15 protein-coding genes are annotated in these 19,137 nt (G+C 52.2%); 10 read left to right on the forward strand and 5 right to left on the reverse strand.

Annotated elements, in window-relative coordinates; all coding sequences use genetic code 11:
• Positions 1–104: 104 nt before the first annotated feature.
• The 3 genes from D7M11_RS04775 to D7M11_RS04785 all read left to right on the forward strand — a co-directional run bounded on the left by D7M11_RS04775 (position 105) and on the right by D7M11_RS04785 (position 5,364).
• Positions 105–2,066, forward strand: coding sequence for a glycoside hydrolase family 127 protein (locus D7M11_RS04775; RefSeq protein ID WP_120746021.1), 1,962 nt, complete (start codon positions 105–107; stop codon positions 2,064–2,066).
• Positions 2,067–2,252: 186 nt separating this feature from the next.
• Entirely contained in the window at positions 2,253–3,134 is an 882-nt protein-coding gene (locus tag D7M11_RS04780; protein WP_120746022.1) for an AraC family transcriptional regulator, read from the forward strand.
• 310 nt (positions 3,135–3,444) lie between these two features.
• Entirely contained in the window at positions 3,445–5,364 is a 1,920-nt protein-coding gene (locus D7M11_RS04785; protein ID WP_120746023.1) for a hypothetical protein, read from the forward strand.
• Between the two features lie 67 nt (positions 5,365–5,431).
• Here the strand turns inward: D7M11_RS04785 and D7M11_RS04790 are convergent, their stop codons facing one another.
• Entirely contained in the window at positions 5,432–6,805 is a 1,374-nt protein-coding gene (locus tag D7M11_RS04790) for an ABC transporter substrate-binding protein (RefSeq protein WP_158606436.1), read from the reverse strand.
• Between the two features lie 17 nt (positions 6,806–6,822).
• Positions 6,823–8,055, reverse strand: coding sequence for a Gfo/Idh/MocA family protein (locus tag D7M11_RS04795; protein ID WP_120746025.1), 1,233 nt, complete (start codon positions 8,053–8,055; stop codon positions 6,823–6,825).
• Positions 8,056–8,246: 191 nt separating this feature from the next.
• Here D7M11_RS04795 and D7M11_RS04800 point away from each other — a divergent pair, with 191 nt between their 5' ends.
• From D7M11_RS04800 to D7M11_RS04820, 5 genes are all read left to right on the forward strand, one after another.
• On the forward strand, positions 8,247–11,165 hold the full coding sequence (locus tag D7M11_RS04800; protein WP_120746026.1) for a TIM-barrel domain-containing protein: 2,919 nt from the start codon (positions 8,247–8,249) through the stop codon (positions 11,163–11,165).
• A 110-nt stretch (positions 11,166–11,275) separates the two neighbouring features.
• Positions 11,276–11,728, forward strand: coding sequence for a MarR family winged helix-turn-helix transcriptional regulator (locus tag D7M11_RS04805; protein WP_120746027.1), 453 nt, complete (start codon positions 11,276–11,278; stop codon positions 11,726–11,728).
• A gap of 62 nt (positions 11,729–11,790) precedes the next feature.
• Complete coding sequence (locus D7M11_RS04810; RefSeq protein ID WP_120746028.1) at positions 11,791–12,600, forward strand: NAD(P)H-binding protein; 810 nt, start codon at positions 11,791–11,793, stop codon at positions 12,598–12,600.
• A 98-nt stretch (positions 12,601–12,698) separates the two neighbouring features.
• Complete coding sequence (locus tag D7M11_RS04815) at positions 12,699–13,310, forward strand: hypothetical protein (RefSeq protein ID WP_147433395.1); 612 nt, start codon at positions 12,699–12,701, stop codon at positions 13,308–13,310.
• Between the two features lie 83 nt (positions 13,311–13,393).
• Positions 13,394–14,107 (forward strand): C39 family peptidase, encoded by a 714-nt coding sequence (locus tag D7M11_RS04820; protein WP_205127028.1) that lies wholly within the window; start codon positions 13,394–13,396, stop codon positions 14,105–14,107.
• 105 nt (positions 14,108–14,212) lie between these two features.
• On the opposite strand, the gene D7M11_RS04825 is transcribed toward D7M11_RS04820, so the two are convergent.
• On the reverse strand, positions 14,213–15,298 hold the full coding sequence (locus D7M11_RS04825; RefSeq protein WP_120746031.1) for an HD-GYP domain-containing protein: 1,086 nt from the start codon (positions 15,296–15,298) through the stop codon (positions 14,213–14,215).
• A gap of 152 nt (positions 15,299–15,450) precedes the next feature.
• On the opposite strand from D7M11_RS04825, the gene D7M11_RS04830 reads away from it, so the two are divergent.
• A complete protein-coding gene (locus D7M11_RS04830; protein WP_120746032.1) occupies positions 15,451–16,113 on the forward strand; it encodes a hypothetical protein in 663 nt (220 codons plus the stop codon).
• 33 nt (positions 16,114–16,146) lie between these two features.
• Positions 16,147–16,680 (forward strand): 2'-5' RNA ligase family protein, encoded by a 534-nt coding sequence (locus D7M11_RS04835; RefSeq protein WP_120746033.1) that lies wholly within the window; start codon positions 16,147–16,149, stop codon positions 16,678–16,680.
• A gap of 80 nt (positions 16,681–16,760) precedes the next feature.
• Here the strand turns inward: D7M11_RS04835 and D7M11_RS04840 are convergent, their stop codons facing one another.
• Together D7M11_RS04840 and D7M11_RS04845 are read right to left on the reverse strand one after the other, a co-directional pair.
• Positions 16,761–17,954: a coenzyme F420-0:L-glutamate ligase gene (locus D7M11_RS04840; RefSeq protein ID WP_120746034.1), complete on the reverse strand. Its 1,194-nt coding sequence runs from the start codon at positions 17,952–17,954 to the stop codon at positions 16,761–16,763.
• A gap of 249 nt (positions 17,955–18,203) precedes the next feature.
• Positions 18,204–19,034, reverse strand: coding sequence for a hypothetical protein (locus D7M11_RS04845; protein WP_120746035.1), 831 nt, complete (start codon positions 19,032–19,034; stop codon positions 18,204–18,206).
• Between the last annotated feature and the right edge of the window lie 103 nt (positions 19,035–19,137).

Raw genomic sequence — 19,137 nt, forward strand, 5'->3', positions numbered from 1 at the left:
TTTAATAAAAAGTGGTTCAACCACGAAGTAGAACAACTTCATTTTACATCATACAATGAAGGCGAGGAAGGTTTATTAATTGATAATATAAGGAGCTGGTGCCGATGACGGCAAGCCGTACGGATAGGGTGCCTTTGCGGAACATTAAGGTGAACGATCGCTTCTGGAAACGGTACGCGGATTTGGTTAGAGAAACGGTCATTCCGTATCAATGGGAGGCGCTGAACGATCGAATACCGGGAGCAACGCCCAGCTATGCTTTGCACAATTTCCGGCTTGCGGCGAAACAGACGGAAGGGGAGTATCGCGGACACTTTTTCATGGACAGCGATTTGGCTAAATGGCTGGAGGCTTCTAGCCACTCGCTTGCGACTCATCCGGACCCGGTGCTCGAGTCACACGTGGAGGAAACCGTTGATTTAATCCTAAAGTCGCAATGGGAAGACGGGTACGTAAACACGTATTTTACGATGAAGGAGCCGGCCAAACGGTGGACGAACCTGCTTGATTACCATGAGTTATACACGGCGGGCCATCTGTTCGAGGCGGCTGTCGCCTATTACGAAGCGACTGGGAAACGGGCGTTTTTGGACGCCATGCGCAAATTTGCGGACCATATTGATTCGATTTTCGGGACAGAGCCTGGCAAAACGAAAGGATATTGCGGCCATCAGGAAATCGAGCTTGCTTTAATCAAGCTATACGAGACGACCGGCGACGAGAAGTATGCGCGGCTTAGCTCCATGTTTATCGAGCAGCGGGGGCGGGAGCCGAATTTTTTTATCGAGGAATGGGAAAAACGCGAGCAGTCCGCCCTTTGGGGACGGGGAACGAGCCGGAAGCCGGTGCTGCATTACCAGCAAAGCCATCTCCCGGTCCGCGAGCAAAAGGTCGCCGTAGGTCATGCCGTCCGGGCCGTATATATGTACGCGGCAATGGCCGATCTCGCCCGTCTGGGAGAGGACGAAAGCTTGAGCGAAGCGTGCCGCACATTATGGGACAACATCACGACGAAGCAAATGTACATAACGGGAGGCATCGGCTCCACGCATCATGGGGAAGCGTTTACTATTAACTTTGATTTGCCGAACGATACGGCCTATGCGGAAACGTGTGCCTCGATCGGTTTGATTTTTTTCGCCGAACGCATGCTGCGCCTTGAAGCGAGAAGCGAATATGCGAACGTAATGGAGAAAGCTCTGTACAACGTGGTGCTTGGCAGCATGTCGCTCGACGGGATGCACTATTTTTACGTCAATCCTTTGGAAGTGTGGCCGGAAGCGTGCCGCCATAATCCGGGAAAGCACCACGTCAAGACAGAGCGGCAAAAATGGTTCGGCTGCGCCTGCTGTCCACCGAACGTGGCGCGTCTGCTCAGCTCGCTCGGGCAGTATATATACAGTGTAAACAATCGTATCCTTTATACGCACCTGTATATAGGCAGCGAAACGACGATATCCGTAGAGGATGAGCCCGTCGTCATCAAACAGCAGTCCGGTCTTCCATGGAACGGCAGCGTCAGCCTTCAAGTTCAAATCGCTGAACCGAAGCGGTTTACGCTCGCTTTACGGATCCCCGACTGGTGCTTCGGCAAGGCGAGTTTCATGCTGAACGGGCAGTCGTTTGAGCACGAAGGTTCTATGACGAACGGCTACATGCTTGTAGAGCGCGAATGGGCGGATGGGGACATCTTGGAAGCGGATTTTGCGATGGAGCCGGTTTGGATGCTTGCACACCCGAACATCCGTGCTGACAGCGGCAAAGTCGCGCTGCAGAGAGGACCTCTCGTATATTGTTTGGAAGAGGCCGATAACGGCCCGGCGTTATGTTCAATTTCGGTCTCGCCGGATCGTCCTTTGCAGGCGCGATTCGAAGACGACTTTCTCGGAGGCGCCGTCGTTATAACGGCCGAAGGTCGAAAGGATGATGCGGCGGACTGGTCTGGTCCGGAAGCGTACTTGCCTGCCCGGAAGATGAGCCGGCCTTTCACGCTGCGGGCGGTGCCGTATTTCCTGTGGGGGAACCGGGGAGCAGGGGAAATGACGGTATGGATTAGAGGCGAATGAGCGTAAAAGGGAAAATAGCTGATAAAAGCGGCAGCCGGAAAACGGCTGCCGTTGTTGCATTTTATTACCACCCCGCATCTCGCGAGAATAATAGATTAGAAAACCGTCATCTGGTGAAGTAAAATAAAGAAAAGCAGAGATGACCCCTACGAACGCAGATTTTATCGCTGGAGGAGAATACGATTTATGTTTGTAAAATCATTGGCTCATTATAAGCACCCCGATAATTTTCCTTTTTGGATTCAGCGAAACCGTCATGACCGAAGAAGCATGCCTCTTTTGCATACTCACGAATTCGTCGAACTGATCTATGTGGAGAGCGGTCAAGCGACGCATTTGTTCCAAGATACATCCTACGAGATCCATGAAGGCGATATTTTTATGATTAATCCGGGCGAAAAGCACGGTTACATCGTCAATGAAGGTCAGACCATCGAAATAATCAACTGTTTGTTCCATCCGGATTTTATAGCATCGTATGTGCTTCGCGAGTTACGGCTGGGCGATGCGTTCGATTTTTTTTACGTACAGCCTTTTTTAAATCGAGAGATCAGGTTTAACCACAAGCTGAATGTGGGAGCGGCTGACGCGGACAAAACGCGGGACATTCTGGAGGAATTGCACCGGGAAATGACCCAGCGGGATTCCGGTTATCAAGCTATCGTGCAGCTGCGAATGACGGAACTATTCATCCTGCTGTCCCGCTACTACAATAAGGCGAAGCACAAACAGCAGATCCATTCTCCGAACGAACTGCTTGTACATCGGGTCTGCGGTTATGTGGAAAGGCATTACAACCAGAAAATCACGCTGCCGACGCTGTCGAAACTGTTTTACGTCGGGGAGCGCCAATTAAATCGGCATTTCAATCGGTATCGAGGCACCAGTGTATACGAATATGTGCAGTTTATCCGGATCGAAAAAGCAAAGCGATTACTGATCGAAACCGACGACATTGTGTCTGTTGTCGCACATCGGGTCGGCTATGAGGATGCTGCTTCCTTCGGAAGATTGTTTGTTCGCCAATGCGGTTGTTCGCCAGGTAAGTACAGAGAACAGAAACGGTAGCCGAATCGAAACCAGGCATGCTGGTTAGCCTCGTTGTCTGAAGCAGATTGATCCTGGTAAGCGGGAAAGTGACCGGATCGGCACACCGTCTGTCCTTTTCCGCAATAGCCTCTCCTTTCCGTATTTTATATAGTAGAGGAAGATTCGTAGGAAGAAGGGAGGCAACACAAGTCCTGCAATGCGACTTTCCTGCAGGGGGGAGATCTTCTCGGCGGCGAAGCCTATCGTTTCGACGTGAAATGAAACCGCTTTCATATTTGGATGAACATGTTTCGTAGTAGAGCAAGATAAAACGAAGGAGGACTGTATCGTGGAGAACAAGACGATGAGTCGCAGGGTTTTGCTCGGTACCGCCGCAAGCGCGGGAGCGATGCTCATGGCGGCCAGCGTGCTGGGCCAAACCGAAGTGCGAGCGACCGGCGGCGAACAAGTGATCGTAGTCGATGACATCGCCGCGCTGAAAAGCTTATCTTCGCCGGAGGACGGCCAGCTCGTAAGGACGCGCGGCTATTACGCTTCCGGGGACGGCGGCGGCGCCTGGTACTTCATTACGCCAACTGCCAGTTATACCGGATCGCCGGACGGCTATGTCGATCACGGGCTGCTCGCATCGGGTAAAGTCGCAGTACTGGCAATCTCGCAAGGAATCGATATGCTGCAGGTCGGCGTCCAGACGGGCATCGACTGCACGGCACGAGTCCGGGCCGCATATGCCAAAGGGGCGAAAAACTATTTCTACACCGGGGACATGGCGCCGGTCATCGATTGCGACGACCCCGCTTATCCGACAACCAAGTTTAATGGGGGCATCCGGCCACCTAGCGACAGCACCCATTGGTTCGACGGCCGGTTTCGATTTCAAGCCAAAGCGAGCCCTTACGGCGAACATGTACTTTTTAACTTGCAGGGCTGCGAGTACGTTACGATGTGGCGCCCTTGGGTAATAGGGGACATCGGGATCCATACGGGGACCGGCGGAGAGTGGGGATTCGGTTTTTATATCGCTTCCGGCGCTAAACATATCGCCATCCATAACGGAACGGCCGAGAAGTTTTGGGGCGATGGCTATTATATCGGCGTATACCCGCACAATACGGCGCTGCCGATCCCCGAGCATATCCTACTTCAGGATTGCATTGCCGATTCCAATCGCAGGCAGGGGTTATCGATCGTCACCGTCCAGAGCGGACGGATCGTTGGGGGAGATTACCGCAATACCGGGAAGATCGTTTTGACGAACCCGGGCTTCGGCATCGATATCGAACCCAATAGTCAGTCCGGCAACAAGATCGACGTATCGCTTATCGATGTCAAGACTAGCAGCAACGGACGAGGCGGTTTGCAGCTCGTACCGGGGTTCCTGACCGCCTCAAGCACCGTTAATCCGTTATTTGACGTTTATATCGCCAACTATCGTTCCGAGTCGGACGGTCCGGTTGGGGGGCTTCGCTTTGCTTTTCCCGGACTGAGCGGCGGGGTGAACCTCACGAAAAAGATCCGGGGCTCGATCGTGATCGAAAAGGCGCTGATCGTGCGGCCGGCGCGCAAAGCGGTGGAGTGGGCGCGTTGGGGACCGAATGCGCCCGAAGTGATCGCGACGGATGTCGCCGTACAGGACCCCAACGAAGCTGGCGTTGCCGGCTCTTCCTATCCGCAGGAGCGGAGCGCGTTCTCGATCGATATCGTCGCCTCCCATGTGGCGAGCGGTCAAGTCCGTATCGGCAAAATAACGCTAATACGTCCGAGGGCCGTCGACACCAGAAGCACGCCGCAGATGCTCGTCCCCTTTTGGGCCAATGCGGCGTCCGGGGCGGCGATCAACGACCTGCATATTATCGATCCGTATTCGGAAAACGACCTGGAAGGCGATCGCGGTTTTTTGCGTCTTAACGTCTCCGACGATAGCCGGCTGACCTACACGGGCCAGCGACCCAGATACGTACTGGATAACAACCTTACCTTAAGCGGCGGGTTGCTCGCAGGAATCGAACTGATGCTCCCGGCCGCCGAAACGGGGACGAAGGATGTGCAGCTGCCCGATACCGCCGTATCGATCGGGCTGGAGTATGCATTCGCCAACGCTTCCCAGTCCGGAGGAAAGATCAGGCTGCTGGTATTCGGATCGGATGTACTGCAGCTGCCGGGAGCGGCCGGAGCGACAAGCTTGCTGATCGAACCGGGCATGATCTGTAAAGTGAGAGCGCAGCTACCCGGCGTCTGGTCGATCTGAGCTGCACAACAGAAAGCAGCCTCTAATCCGCTTCAAAGCGGATTAGAGGCTTTACCGTCCCTGCCCATTATTTCGCGTTTTGTCTTAGCGCGTTAATCTCTTTCGTTGCTTCTTCCTCCGCTTGGCGGAACAGGGAGTTGATGTCGGTTTGTCCTTGTGCCAGCTGCAAGGCGCCGTTTGTATGATATTTGTCGATGGCGGCGCCATAAGGCGGAGTTTTAAACGCAATCGGAGCCATCTTGTTGTAAAAAAGGGCCGAATAATTTTTATTGCTGAAGGTGGATTTGCTGCCGAAAGCTTTCTTTACGGTTTCCAATTTCAATACCGGCATTTGTCCCTTTTCCGATATTTCTTTCTGATACTCTTCGGAAAGCAGGAATTTCAGGGCGGTCATCGCGGCATCCTTGTTCGCGCTAAATGAAGTGATGCCCATCTGGAACGGATAAGGCTGCGCGCCCACACCCGGTTTCTCGCGAAAAGTAGGCAGCGACGCGATGTCCCAATCGATCTGTTTCATTTCCTCGCCCAGGGCGGAGATGAGCCCCGACGAATAGCCGTACATGGCTAACGTTTGGTCCCGCACGAAGGTGTAGTGGTCGGGTGTTTTTTTCTGCCGGATCGTTTCCGCGCGGGCGATTTCCTGTTCGAACGGACGAACAAACAACGTTTCGAACAACGGTTTCCAAAGCGGGTTCGTATTAATCGTCGGCGTCATCGTAGACGGATCGACGCTCGGCAGCGAAAACTGGTTCTGGTTGGCGGTGTTGGCCGGATTTACGGTCAAACCGACATAGGAGGTGCCGGCTTCCTGCCGGGTCAGTTTTTTGCCCAATTCGATCGCTTCGTCCCAGGTCATTCCGTTTTGCGGAAAGGGGACGCCGAATTTCTGAAACAGCGTCTTGTTGTAGAACAAGGTCATTACGTTGTTTTGAATCGGGAACCCGTAGATCGGACCGCCGGCGGCACTATTCATGTAATCCACATAAACCGGGTCCAGGTCGGACAAGGGGACGTTATGTTTCTTGATCAGCTCGCGCATATCGTACTCCATGCCACTTTCGATCATATATCGTTCGAAGTTGCCGATGGTGTTGAAGAAAATGTCGAATTTCGTGCCCGAGGCCAGCAAATCCTGCAGCGATGTGCCTGTTCCGGCCCGGATGTATTCGATCGTGTAATTCGGAAATTTTTTACGCAGGGCGTTGCCGAACGATTGATCGAAGCTTTCTTCGGAGTTGCCGTTATTGGAGTAAAATACAAGCTTGGCTTGTTCAGGCTGGCTCTCTGGAGGAGGAGTGCCGCCTGCCTCGCGACTCGGTTCCTTCGGAGCGGGAGCGCAGCCGGACGCTAGTACCAGCAGCAAGGTTGCGACGGCAGTCGAGCGGATGACGGCCCGCCGGGTTTTGCTAGAAATGGTTGGAATGGGTTTCAAGGATTTCACAGATTTCCTCTCCTTCGTCACCGATGGCTTGTGATTGCACTCGAATTCAACAGCTCTTGGATCGTTACTTTGCGTTGTTCCTGGATCGAAATATTCGCCGCTACTCCGATGAGCATGGATAGGGCGCCTTCCCAGGAGCCGGCCCGCTGCCCCAACGAATCGGTCGGCTCGTTCTGGACGAACATTTTGCGGATCCGGTCGTCGCTCCCGCCATGCGAGCCCGTTGCTTTTCGGGCTTCATGCACGACTTTTTCCCCTCTATGATTGAAAAGGTGAATCTGCTGCGTCGGTTCGTCCGCTCTGTCGCCGGTGTAATATTCGCCGGCCTCGATTCTACCCTTGGTGCCGTTGAAGGTGGCGGTCCAATTTTTATACGGGCTATGCGCAACCAGGGAATAATTCAAGACAGTACCTTTCCGGTAACGGACATGGACAGACATCGTATCGTAAATATCGATATCGTCGCCGAACACGCAGCGATCGCGGATATAGCCGTCTTCGGCCTCGCATTGATGAAAATAGTCGTTGTTGAACGAATGTTCTGTAATATCGAAATAAAACTCGCACGTGCTTGCAAAGCTGCAATTCAAGCAGCGGAAGCCGCGTTCCTCGCGCGTCGGGCCGAAAAAGCGCCGTTCGCCGAAGGCGCTTACTTCAATGGGCTCATCACGCAGCCACCAATTGGCCAAATCGAAATGATGGGTCGACTTATGGACGAGTAGCCCGCCGCTGTTGCTCATATGGCGATGCCATCTCCGGAAATACTGTGCGCCATGATTCGAGTCCAAATACCAGTTGTAGTCCACGCTGAGGATGTCTCCGATCGTACCGGCGTCCAACAGCTCTTTTACCCGCATCATGTAGGGCATATAGCGGCAATTGAAAGCGACCTTGATATTGCGGCCGGTCCGTTTCTCGGCATCCAGAATGGACTTGCATTTCTCGGCATCCGTAGTCATCGGTTTCTCGGTAATGACGTCGAGCCCGCCTTCCAATGCCCGGATAATGAAAGCATCGTGCGTACTGTCCATCGTCGTGATTAAGACAAGCTCCGTGCCGCTTTCCTGCAACATGCTGTCGAAGCTGGCGTAAACCGGTACTTGTCCGCATTCCTCCGCGAGCAGGCGCGCTCTGGATGGATTCTGATCGTAGATGCCAACGAGCTCGACCTCTTCGCGAAATTGCGTGGCCAACGGTTTCACGAGAATATGAGCACGCGCTCCCGCGCCGGCAACCGCTATTTTTTTCAACTTGTACGACCCCTTGGTTTGATTTGAATGTGCATCCTCAGATTAGCAAGAAGGAAGCGGGAGGTGTAGGTGCGTACGATAACCATTGTTTGACGATCGATAACGGGCTGCACTGTTATCATGGATGTTCATAACCTGCCCAACCGTTTACCGGCACCATTATCGGATCAGAAAAGGAGAGTGAACGGGACATGCGGAGATACGATGGCGACGGTCCGCCGACCGATGACGGACACGGCCTGCAAATAGATTGGTTTAACCGCGGAAAGCTGGCGGCCTTCGCGGTCGCGCCCCACACGTTTCGCATCCGGGGAAAGGCTCGCGGAGATTTTGCCGAATCGACGCTTCATCGATACGGCATATTGCGCAAGACGGATCTGACCGTCACAGTAGAGACGGAGGAAACGGAGTACATGTACATCATGCGTACCGAACAGACTAGTCTGCACATCGGACGCGCTGATGGTTCGATAACGTTTCGAGGGGCGGGTAAGGAGCGCTTGCCGCTTACGGTGTCGGGCCTGACAATCGGTGCAGAGGGGGGATTCGATATCCGCTTTACTTTGACGGAGGGGGAGCGGCTTTACGGTTTGGGGAATGCGGTGCCCGATCGACTTCAACTGCGCGGCAGCCGAGCTACGCTTTCGGCCACGCCAGACGGAAGCTCGGTACCGGTTCCTTTTGTGATGAGCAGCGGCGGTTGGGCCTTATTGATCAATACGACCTGGCCGCACGCATTCGATTTAGGCCAAACGAATCCGGACGAGATGAGGATCACTGCCGAAGAAGGGGAGCTTGATCTTTACGTATTCGGCGGAGACGATTACCGGGAGTTGCTGGAACGATACACGGATCTTGCCGGCAAGCCAAGACTGCTGCCGATCTGGGCGTACGGCTTGACCTACATTCGCGACATGACGACCCATGACCGGGAAGTGCTGGACGACGTCCTGAAGTTCCGGCAGGAAGGCATTCCGTGCGATCTCATCGGTCTAGGCAGCGGCTGGAACGATACGGGTAGCAGGGAAGCGACGGCTATGCGATGGCACTCGACGCGTTTTTCCGCGCCGACGAGCGGCCAGGACCGCTCGTTTACGTTTGTGGACATGCTGCAGCGGCATGGCTTCAAGCTCGGGCTGCTCATGCACTGCATCAACTACGATCTGACGGCCCATACCGAATTTGCAACGCGCCATGCAAACGGTAGCGGGACTGAAAACACGTCGGAGTCGTGGTACGCTTTTTTGCGCCCGTTCGCAGGAGAGGGGGTCGCGTCCTTTCGTTATTCCTCATTCAGTCAGATGGGCATGGAAACGGAACGGGACCGGAAGTGGGCGAATGGCATGAAAGATCGCGAGCTGCGTCATTTGTATCCGGTGCTGCTGGTCAAGCAAACGTATGACGGATATGCGGAGCAAACGGGGAAAAGACCGTTTATCCATTGTGTTTCGGGGTATACCGGCATTCAGCAGTTCACCGCTTTGGAATCGGGCAGATACAACAGCGGCGTCGCGGCGGTTGTTCAGGCGCTCAGTATGGGCTTGTCGGGTCATGCGCACACCGCTTCCCATATTAACGTGGATATGCGCGAAAGCATCCATGCCGGTTTTTTGCAGCCCTGGTCGTTTATCAACAGCGGCAGCTACTTCCGGAATCCTTGCGTACTGGAAAAACCACTTCGCGACATGTTCCGCAAGTACGCCAAATTGAGGTACAGGCTGCTCCCATACGTGTATTCAACGGCACACGTTGCCGCTCGTACAGGGATGCCTATTGCCCGAGCGATGCCGCTGATGTTTCCGAACGATCCGCATTGCGGGGAGCTGCGGCAGCAGTACATGCTGGGACCGTTTTTGCTTGTAGCCGTTTATACCGATCGCGTTTACTTGCCCGAAGGCCGTTGGATTAACTATTGGACGGGCGAAACGTCGGAAGGTGGACAGACGATTTCGTGCACGATCCCCGATGAGGTGGGAGGCCCCTTATTTGTACGCGAAGGCGCGATTGTACCGTTGTGGCCGGAAGTTGACTATGCAGATCAAACGGTGATTAAACGCATGGCGCTGCATATATATCCGGGAGAGCGCAGTCAGTTTACGATGTATGAGGATGACGGGGTTACGCTGGCTCATGAGCAGGGCTTTGCGGCCCTTACAGAAGTTATATGCGAGGCGAACGCTGGAGAGGTCCTGCTGAATATCGGTCCTCGAAGCGGATCGTATGCAGGAATGCCGGATAAACGAAGCTACGAGCTGTCCATATTCACCAGCGGCCGACCTGTCCGCATCGAACTGAACGGGATGCCTCTTCCGGAAAATAAGACAGGAGACAAAGGGAAGTCGCGATCCGGATGGCGATATATCCGACAAACCCGATGCGTTCAACTGGAAGTTACGGATGTTGCGCGGACGGGAGCGAGGGTGAAGGTGAGCCTGATCGATCCGGTTGCAGGTCTGCCGGAAGAGGCGGAAGCGGAAGCTGCCGTGTCGGGAGCCGTTGCCGACGAGGAGCTGATTATGGGTCTCGAGACAACAGACAGGGAAGCGTTCGGCATGTTGCTCTCGAACTGGTGGAATCATGCAGGAGACGACTGGCGGCTGCGCCTGCTGCACGGCTGCTCCTTGTTCATCAGCCATATGAAACGTCGCGGCTGGACGGCTTCGGAGGTGTGGGGCAAAGACTTGGAGTCTGTTTACACGATGCATAGAATTCGGTCTCCGGCTCAGGGACTCGCTTTGCTTTGCCGCCTTGCCTGGCGGATGATGGACTTCGCACGTCCACCGGCCGGTGCCGACATACACCCGGTGATCCGGCAGGTGCTGGCGATCGTGGACGCCGAACTGAAGCGGAAGCTTTCTTTACAGCAGGTCGCGCTGCGAACCAATGTGCATCCGTTTTATTTGAGCCGTTTGTTCAAGCGGCATGTCGGGCAGCCGTTCTCCAGTTACGTTTTGATGCAGCGGATGAACCGGGCTCGATCGTATCTGGAATCCGGGATGAAAGTGTACGAAGCGGCTGCCGAAAGCGGTTTTCAGGATACGAGCCACTTTTCGAGAGTGTTTGCTAAGTATTGGGGCTCTCCACCCGAAACGTTCAAACGCCGCATATAACGTTCTTATCGGGCGGGAAGATCAACGAACTATGTTTGTTGACAAAAGCAAAAAAACAAGAGTACACTGAAACTGGTTAAACATTAAACTATATACAGAGGTTTTGGAAGATGGACGTTCTTCAGCGTTATGTGTCCCGGCAGCCGTTAGAGGTGGAAGCTTTTTTTTGCATGGTGGAGACAACGGCTGAGCTTGTCGGCGTTTCGGAACGATATTGGTCCTCGCAGGGAATAAACGGAGCGCGAATCCGCATTCTGGTTGAGATCGCCAAAGCCGGCGGTACGATTCTCCCTTCCGCCCTGGCGGCCCGGATTGGAGTAACGAAGCCCAATATCAGTGTTCTGCTGGTGCCGCTAGAGCAGCAGGGTTATATTCGAGGTGTCAGTGACCCGGAGGATGGCCGCAAGCGCAGGATTTTGCTTACCGAGGATGGAGAGAATCTGCTGCTGGAGGTATTGCCGGGCAATCGGGCTGTCATCAAGAAGCGGATGGAAAATTTGAACGCGGACGAGATACAGCTGTTGCTGTCGCTTCTGCGCAAATTGCAGCTAAGGAAGGAGTAACTTCTTCCTTGCGCCCATATAGTTAAACATTTAACTTTTATCCATTAGAGAGGGTTGGTTTTATGAAAATTGTATTAACCGGTTCAACCGGCAATCTGGGGAAATTGATTCTGAAGCAGCTGCTTTTCCGCTGCCGTGCCGAAGACCTGATCCTTAGCGTCAGACAGCCTCCTATCGCGGAAGAGTATACAGATCCGAATCTGGGCATTCGTTATGGCGATTACGATGTGCCGGAATCCCTCGAACCCGCTTTTCGCGGTGCCGCCAAGCTGATGATGGTATCCTCCCCTTGTATGGATGACGTTGTTCGTCTGCAGCAGCATCTCTCGGTCATCGAAGCTGCTCGCCAAGCCGGAATCAAGCACATTGTTTATACCAGTATATGTTCCCCGGAGAAGGGCCGGTTGTCTGTTCACAAACTTCATTTGGATACGGAGCAAGCTATACGGGAGTCGAACATCCCTTATACGATCTTGCGGAATGCTTATTATACGGATATCGTGAAGCTGCTTGGAATCCGGGAAGCGGCTGCAAGCGGGGTTCTGGTCAGTCCTCCTGGGCATTGGATTTTTAATACCGCCTCTCGTTGGGATTTGGCACATGCCGCCGCTGTCGTTCTTACGGAGGAAGGACATGAGGATCGAACGTACGAGCTGGCCCCGATGCGGACTTGGAATTTGGACGATCTGGCAAGTTCCATTTCGGAGGTTACAGGCAGAAAAGTAGTGCGCCGCACGGACAACGATTATCAAAATCATGTATACCGAATGCTGCCGTATTCCGATATGCGATTCGTCTCCAAAGACCTGGCCAGGCTCGTCGGACAGCCGCTTCGCACGGTTACAGATGAAGTGCGCGACATATTCGGTTAGACGATTTGGCCGCAAAGCCACATCGAACCAGGTCTGGGGGTCCGGGCAAGTTACCGCAACATACTGGTTATTATGCGCGTCTATTGTTGTGGAATTATATGTTATTATGGAAAGCGGGACTATTAACTCGAGCTTATATTTTGGATGAGGAGGAAAATAGTATAGCTATCTATTTTAATATTTCGATGCCTATTATGGATTTTCTTACTGAGAGCCATACTGCCATGCTCAGGCATGAAGTTAAACTATATGCAGAAATTTTTGTTAACGCACAGGGTGAACGTCAATATATATCTCTTGAAAGTAATAATATCGCTTTGTTCGTCAGTTATTTTGATAATACTGCGTATAACTCTTTTTTCTTTTCCTGCTATCCCTTACAAGACATAACACGCATCAAAGAATTCGGATATTTTTATGATGCGCCAAGCTCTTATTCTATTGAAGTTAACGGCGGCAGAGAAACCGATAAAAGTCGAGAACTTATACAAATGCGGATGATATCAAAAAATCCTAATAAGCAGATACAATCTTTTTATCGAACCTTTCAAAGGAACTTAAAGAACATATCAGGATTGCAAAAGCATACCCAAAAAAAATATTATTACCTGCCAACGGAAAAAATCATAATTCCCGCTAATCCACATTCACAGAATACTAGAGATCATTGGGAAGACTTCTGTCTTTCCAAAATTGAGCGTGTTGAGTGATCCATATGAACCATTCGAAAATGGTTTTCCAAATTTTAACGTGCAGCCTGATCCTATTTCATACTGGCGCTTGCAGCCGAACGATGCCCGAGCGGCAAACAGAGGCCCAGATGAACCGTCCCCTCGTTATGGAAGCGCTGGCGGCGCCGGATACGGATACGGTCCTTCCTGATCCGCACAAATACCCGGTGCAAGCTCTGGTGGATGCTCCACTGATCTTGCAGTTTCCCGAGTTTTTAAACGGATGCGAAGTAACGAGCTTGGCCATGCTATTCTCTTTCCTCGATCTTCCTTATTCGAAAGAAGAGCTGGCAGTGCTTCTGCCGAAGGATCCGGCTGAGCCCATTTTTGACGAGGAGGGCGCGATCCTCTCCTGGGGCGATCCGGACTTGGGCTTTGTAGGAGATATGGTAGGGGAACGAATCGGGTACTCCGTGAATAACGGACCGTTGGCACAGCTTTTGGATCGGGTGTACGAGCCGGGCAGCTTGAATTTGACCGGGGAGCGTTTCGAAGAGGTTGAACGGGCCGTAGCAGACGGCCGACCCGTTATCATCTGGACGACGGAGGACTTCCAGCCGACCGAACAATGGGTGAGCTGGGTGACATCTTCGGGCAAAGAGGTGAAAGCTACCTTTCAGGAGCATGCGGTTCTGCTTGTCGGTTACGACGAGGAGTACGTGTACATCAACAATCCGCTAAACGGACAAAAGGCGGAGCAGGTCGCGAAAGCCCCTTTCGTGGAAGCCTGGAAGCAGCTCGGGCAGCAAGCTTTGACAGTCAAACGTTTCGAATAAGATGCGTGTCCGGACTTGATACACCTTCTTGTCATAACGAACAAATGGCAAGAAGGTGTTCCGATGGCTCATTTGTGGCAACCCTGGAGCTTATGTCAAGTCAAGCTAAGCTGTGCAAGTGCAAGATACGACCGTAATGTTGCAGGCACTCGCTAAATCGAGCTCGTAAGGCGTAATGACAGCGTTACCGTTCGACTCTCTAATGATTCGCACGACCGGACGATGAGCCATCGCTGAGCGATAGGATGAAACAACGCCGATCTGACCACTGCTTAGCGTCAATATGCTCGATAATGGATAGGCGATAATGGGCTTGAGAAAGTCTCTGATAAGCTCGGCATCAAAATAATAGTTGCCCGCAGCAAACATAAACTCTATCGCCTCTTGAACCTTGTAGGCGCCGCGATGTCTTCTGCTGGAAATCAAGGCATCATAGCAATCGGCAAGCGCGACAATCTGCGCATATTCGGTTATACCTCTTCCCGGAAGACGCTGTGGGTAACCCGATCCGTCAAATCGTTCATGATGTTGTAAAGCGCACTCTGCCGACAATTGCGGCATCCCTTCCACACCAAGCATGATGTGGTAGCCGATGCTTGTATGCTCCTTCATTTTAAGCCATTGATCCTCTGACAACATTCCGTCGCTCTGAACAATATCAACTGGCATCTGGGTCATCCCGATATCAAATAGCAAGGCTCCGAGCGTCAACTCCAGCATTTGTGCACTATTATAGGCACGTTCCATGCCCATTAACCCCGACCATATTGCGACATTAAGCGAATGCGCAAACAGGTACGGATCGTATTCGTAAAGACTAAACAGCAGTTCAACCGCCTTGGGCTGTGCTAGAATATCGACGATTGCTTGACGAAGCAGATGCTCGAGACGGGCCTGCTTCCAGGTACTGAGCTCGACCGAATTCGTCATGAACGTGTTTACACGGGCCATGACAGCTTTATAAATGAAATCACGATTCCTTCTGGGCATTTGGTAGCCCGTTTTGATCGCTGGCTTTGTCACACGCTCTTGCTCGATATGCACCTTATTGACACCACGTTCGATAAGTCGCTTGATATAGTAGGGGGTCAACTGTGTTCCCTGACCCAATATCATCATTCCATTGATCCCAACGATTGGTTTGGCTAAAACGTCACCTTCTTGCAGTTTCCGTACAGATGTTTCGTACACGGTTACTCCTCCTAGTCCAGCTTTATTCCCGATAGTTCACTATAATTGAAGTCTTTAATCAGCATATCAGTTGCTTTCGAATCCTTGTATTATACGCAGGTATACTTTTAAGTCATTTTGTGACAAAAATGAGATACGGGAGATGATTGCTCTTGTCAGAAGGGTTTAAAGCTACTAAGGAGCTTAAGGATTCTTTATCCCATGTACTGTGGATAGGCGGTGCTTCGGATTCGGGCAAGAGCACGGTTATGCGTATACTCGCAGAACGGCATCGCTGGCAAATATACCCTTGCGATTTCCATGAGCATAACCATTTCATCGCTCGTGCCGATCCTGCGTCACATCCCGCGATGTACAGCGGGTTAGGTAAGACGATCGACGATACTTGGGTATATACCACACCCGAGGCCATGTTTCACGATATCCTCACCACCAACGACGAGCGATTCCCCATGATCTGCGAGGATCTTCAGGGCATGCCTAAATGGCCCAAAATCTTGGTGGAGGGACCTCGACTTTTTCCAAAACTGGTCCGGCCGCTACTTTCGGACATCCATCAGGCGATATGGCTTTTGCCGACCGAGGAGTTCGCCCTTGAGTCTGCCGCCAAGAGAGATAAACCGCAACTGAGAATGAGATCGAGTGATCCGGAACGATTCCAGAGCAACTTTTTTGGTCGAGAAGCTCTTTTGAGGGAGTATCTTCGTCAAGAAGTCCTATCGCGAGGATTACCTTATATCGAAGTGGATGGTTCAGATTCTGTAGATAAGGTGGCGAGAAGGGTTGAGGCGCATTTTGAGAGCTATCTGATATAGTGGCGCAAGAGTTGAAAACAAGGGGGAAGAGCAGTGGCTTTTGCTATCGAGCTTTTTTTTGATCGAGCAAACTCATTAAAAATAGTTCATACTTGGTCCATTTTGAGGGAACAAGGAGCAGGTTCTTATCTGATTGAGTCCGGCAGCCAACCTCATATTACTTTAGCAGTGTTTAACGAAGTAGACGTCAACAAAATCAATTCAATCCTCAATCGAATTTCACAAGAGGCTAATTCGTTTAGTCTCTACTTAAGCAGTCTAGGCACGTTCTTGACTGATGAAGGAACTGTTTTCTTAGCTCCAGTTGTAACAGAACAGTTACTGAGTATACATAGAATGGTTCATGAACTTACGAATGAATACGATGAGGAAAAATGGGTGCATTACCTTCCCGGAAAATGGGTTCCTCATTGTACTATGACGACTAATCATTCAAAAGAAGAAGGAATTAGGGCATTAGATATTATTAAAAACCAATTTCGTCCGATCGATGTGATCGTCGAACGGATAGGTCTTGTAGAGTTCAGACCCATTAAGAAACATTCTGAATTTGCTCTGTATAACTGAAGTTCATTGAATAAAACAAAAAGCGGCGGTGCGGAACCTTCAATCCAGGTTCCGGACCGCCGTTTCTATTTTCCTGAAGCCTATTTCGTGTAATTATCGAAGTAGCCTTGAATGTACACAATCGGCGTACCTTTGTCTCCACTGCCCGAAGTGAGGTCGGACAAAGAACCGATCAGGTCGGTTAATTGCCGTGGGGTTGTACCTTGCGACTCCATAGCGCCTACCAGGTCCGCTTCCTTATTGGTTATGAAGGCGGAGATCGCTTGTTTCAATTCTTCGCCGCGCAGACTGGCAAAGTTGTTATCCGCCAAATATTTCAGCTTCACTTCGTTCGGCGTTCCGTTAAGACCAGCCGTATAAGCAGGAGATACTACAGGATCGGCGAGCTCCCAGATTTTCCCGACGGGGTCTTTGAAAGCCCCGTCTCCGTAGATCATAACTTCTACTTGTTTCCCTGTCTTTTCGAACAGCGTCCGCTGAATCCGGTCTACGATCGGCTGGCAGTCGCGCGGGAACAACTTCACGCTTTCCTCCGTCGATTTGTTAGAGCCCAGCAAGCCGTACGATTCGTTAAAGCCGCATCCATCGATCGGGGAAGACAAAATCTCGTCGAGGCTGTACACTTTCTGCCCGCCGTTTGCTTTCAGAATGCGTTTCGTCCGGAATCGCGAATGAATGTCGCAAGTCAGAACGTCCTTCGTGTACTCCAAAATCGTCTTCGGATGGTTGGAGAAGACAACTTCACATGCCGTGCCTTGATCTTCAATCAGCGATTTGTAATACGTGATGTAATCGACGCCTGTGAAACGGTGTTTATTGTAGCCGAAAGCTTCCCGGAACTGAGCTTCGGTCAGAACGTCGGTCCAAGGGTTAATCCCTTTCTCGTCCAGCAGATCGATATCCACCAGTTGGTTGCCTACTTCATCGGACGGGTAACTGAGCATCAGCACGATTTTTTTAACGCGTTTGGCGAGGCCGCGCAGTACGATCGAAAACCGGTTGCGGCTTAAGATCGGGAATATAACGCCAATGGTAGCGTCATTGCCGAACTTGGCATGCACATCGGCTGCAATATGATCGATCGTCGCATAATTGCCTTGTGCGCGTGCAACTACAGACTCGGTAACGGTTACGATATCTTTGTCCTTAATGGCGAAGCCTTCTACGGTCGCCGCTTTTAATACGCTGTCTACTACGATATCCTCAATACAGTCCCCTTTATTAATAATGGGACAACGAAGCCCTCTAACAACCGTTCCAACCACTCTCTCCACACTGATCGCTCCCAACAACAATTAAATAAAGTGTCACTCTTGTACCATACCTTATATGAACACTATAGTAAAATGAACATATTCGATATCAGCTATTAACTCCATTTATAGCCCCTATCAAACTGCCCCAGAGGATATCGTCTGACCGTGTTCGAATTAAAAATATTGACTCTCGCACCGCCCTATAAGGACTAAACGTCAAGGAGCCCTATCCGACTAACCATCGGGAGGGCTCCTTGCTATATGCCGTTACGGCTTAAGCGTAATCGAGGTAAGGCTGCCGTTGGTGCGGAAGTCGGTTGTATACGCCACTGTAGCGACCGCGTTCACGATCGTGCCGTCCGGGGCTTTGACCTTGATCGTCGGAGCCGACGTGTAGCCGGAGCCGGGGTTGGTGATCGCGACACCTGTGAGGACGCCATCGGTGACGATGGCCTCGGCGGTCGCCGGCTGGTGCTGCCAGAGCTGGCCTTTGCTGCCGTTGTAACGGTAGTAGTTGGACACTTCGTCCAGCCGCTCATTGGTGATGCCGTAGGGAGCGAGGACGCTCATCAAAGCGGCCTTATTCTTCTGGGCCTCCTCGGCCGTGGGGCCGCGGTCCAGCCCGGCCGGGTTCACGCCGCTGAACGCTTCGCGGAACACCTCGGTCGGCACGCCGAGTGCGGCCGCGATCAGCACAACCGGCCGGCCGTGATCGACAGGGTCGGTCTCGTATCCGCCGGAGACGGCCACCGTTTGTTCGCCTTGGGGCTCGGCAGCGGGAGCCTGAGGCCCTCGAGGTCCGCCCAAGCCTCCCGGGGCGGGTGCGGGTCGTCCGCCACGGCCCTCGGCGCCGGGTGCCGGAGCCGCGTCCGGAGCGGAGGATTCAGGGCAAGGGCGGTCGTCCTTCCGCTCGTCCTTCTTCGGCTTCCCTTGGCCCGGCGGCTTCCGCTGGCCGCCCTCGCGAGGCGGCTTCGGTACCGTTTGATCCGAAACGGCGTCAGCCGCCCACGCATGATTCCAACCGATCGCGCTGCCTCCGCCTACAATCAACAGGGCCGCTACCGTTCCAATCATCAAAACTTGCATCTTCTTTTTCATCCTTCATCGTTCCTTTCACTTGGGATTGTTCTTCCTTGACCCCTATGTTACTTGGACTTGGTGAAAATATGGTGAAAGCTGAAAGTCGTTCCGGTATACTTTT

This window comes from Paenibacillus ginsengarvi (assembly GCF_003626695.1).
Lineage (GTDB): Bacteria > Bacillota > Bacilli > Paenibacillales > NBRC-103111 > Paenibacillus_AB > Paenibacillus_AB ginsengarvi.

Coding starts and splice junctions, on each gene's coding strand:
- D7M11_RS04780 (WP_120746022.1), top strand. CDS start 2,253: ATGTTTGTAAAATCATTGGCTCATTATAAGCACCCCGATAATTTTCCT.
- D7M11_RS04815 (WP_147433395.1), top strand. CDS start 12,699: ATGTTATTATGGAAAGCGGGACTATTAACTCGAGCTTATATTTTGGAT.
- D7M11_RS04775 (WP_120746021.1), top strand. CDS start 105: ATGACGGCAAGCCGTACGGATAGGGTGCCTTTGCGGAACATTAAGGTG.
- D7M11_RS04805 (WP_120746027.1), top strand. CDS start 11,276: ATGGACGTTCTTCAGCGTTATGTGTCCCGGCAGCCGTTAGAGGTGGAA.
- D7M11_RS04820 (WP_205127028.1), top strand. CDS start 13,394: ATGCCCGAGCGGCAAACAGAGGCCCAGATGAACCGTCCCCTCGTTATG.
- D7M11_RS04810 (WP_120746028.1), top strand. CDS start 11,791: ATGAAAATTGTATTAACCGGTTCAACCGGCAATCTGGGGAAATTGATT.
- D7M11_RS04845 (WP_120746035.1), bottom strand. CDS start 19,034: ATGAAAAAGAAGATGCAAGTTTTGATGATTGGAACGGTAGCGGCCCTG.
- D7M11_RS04800 (WP_120746026.1), top strand. CDS start 8,247: ATGCGGAGATACGATGGCGACGGTCCGCCGACCGATGACGGACACGGC.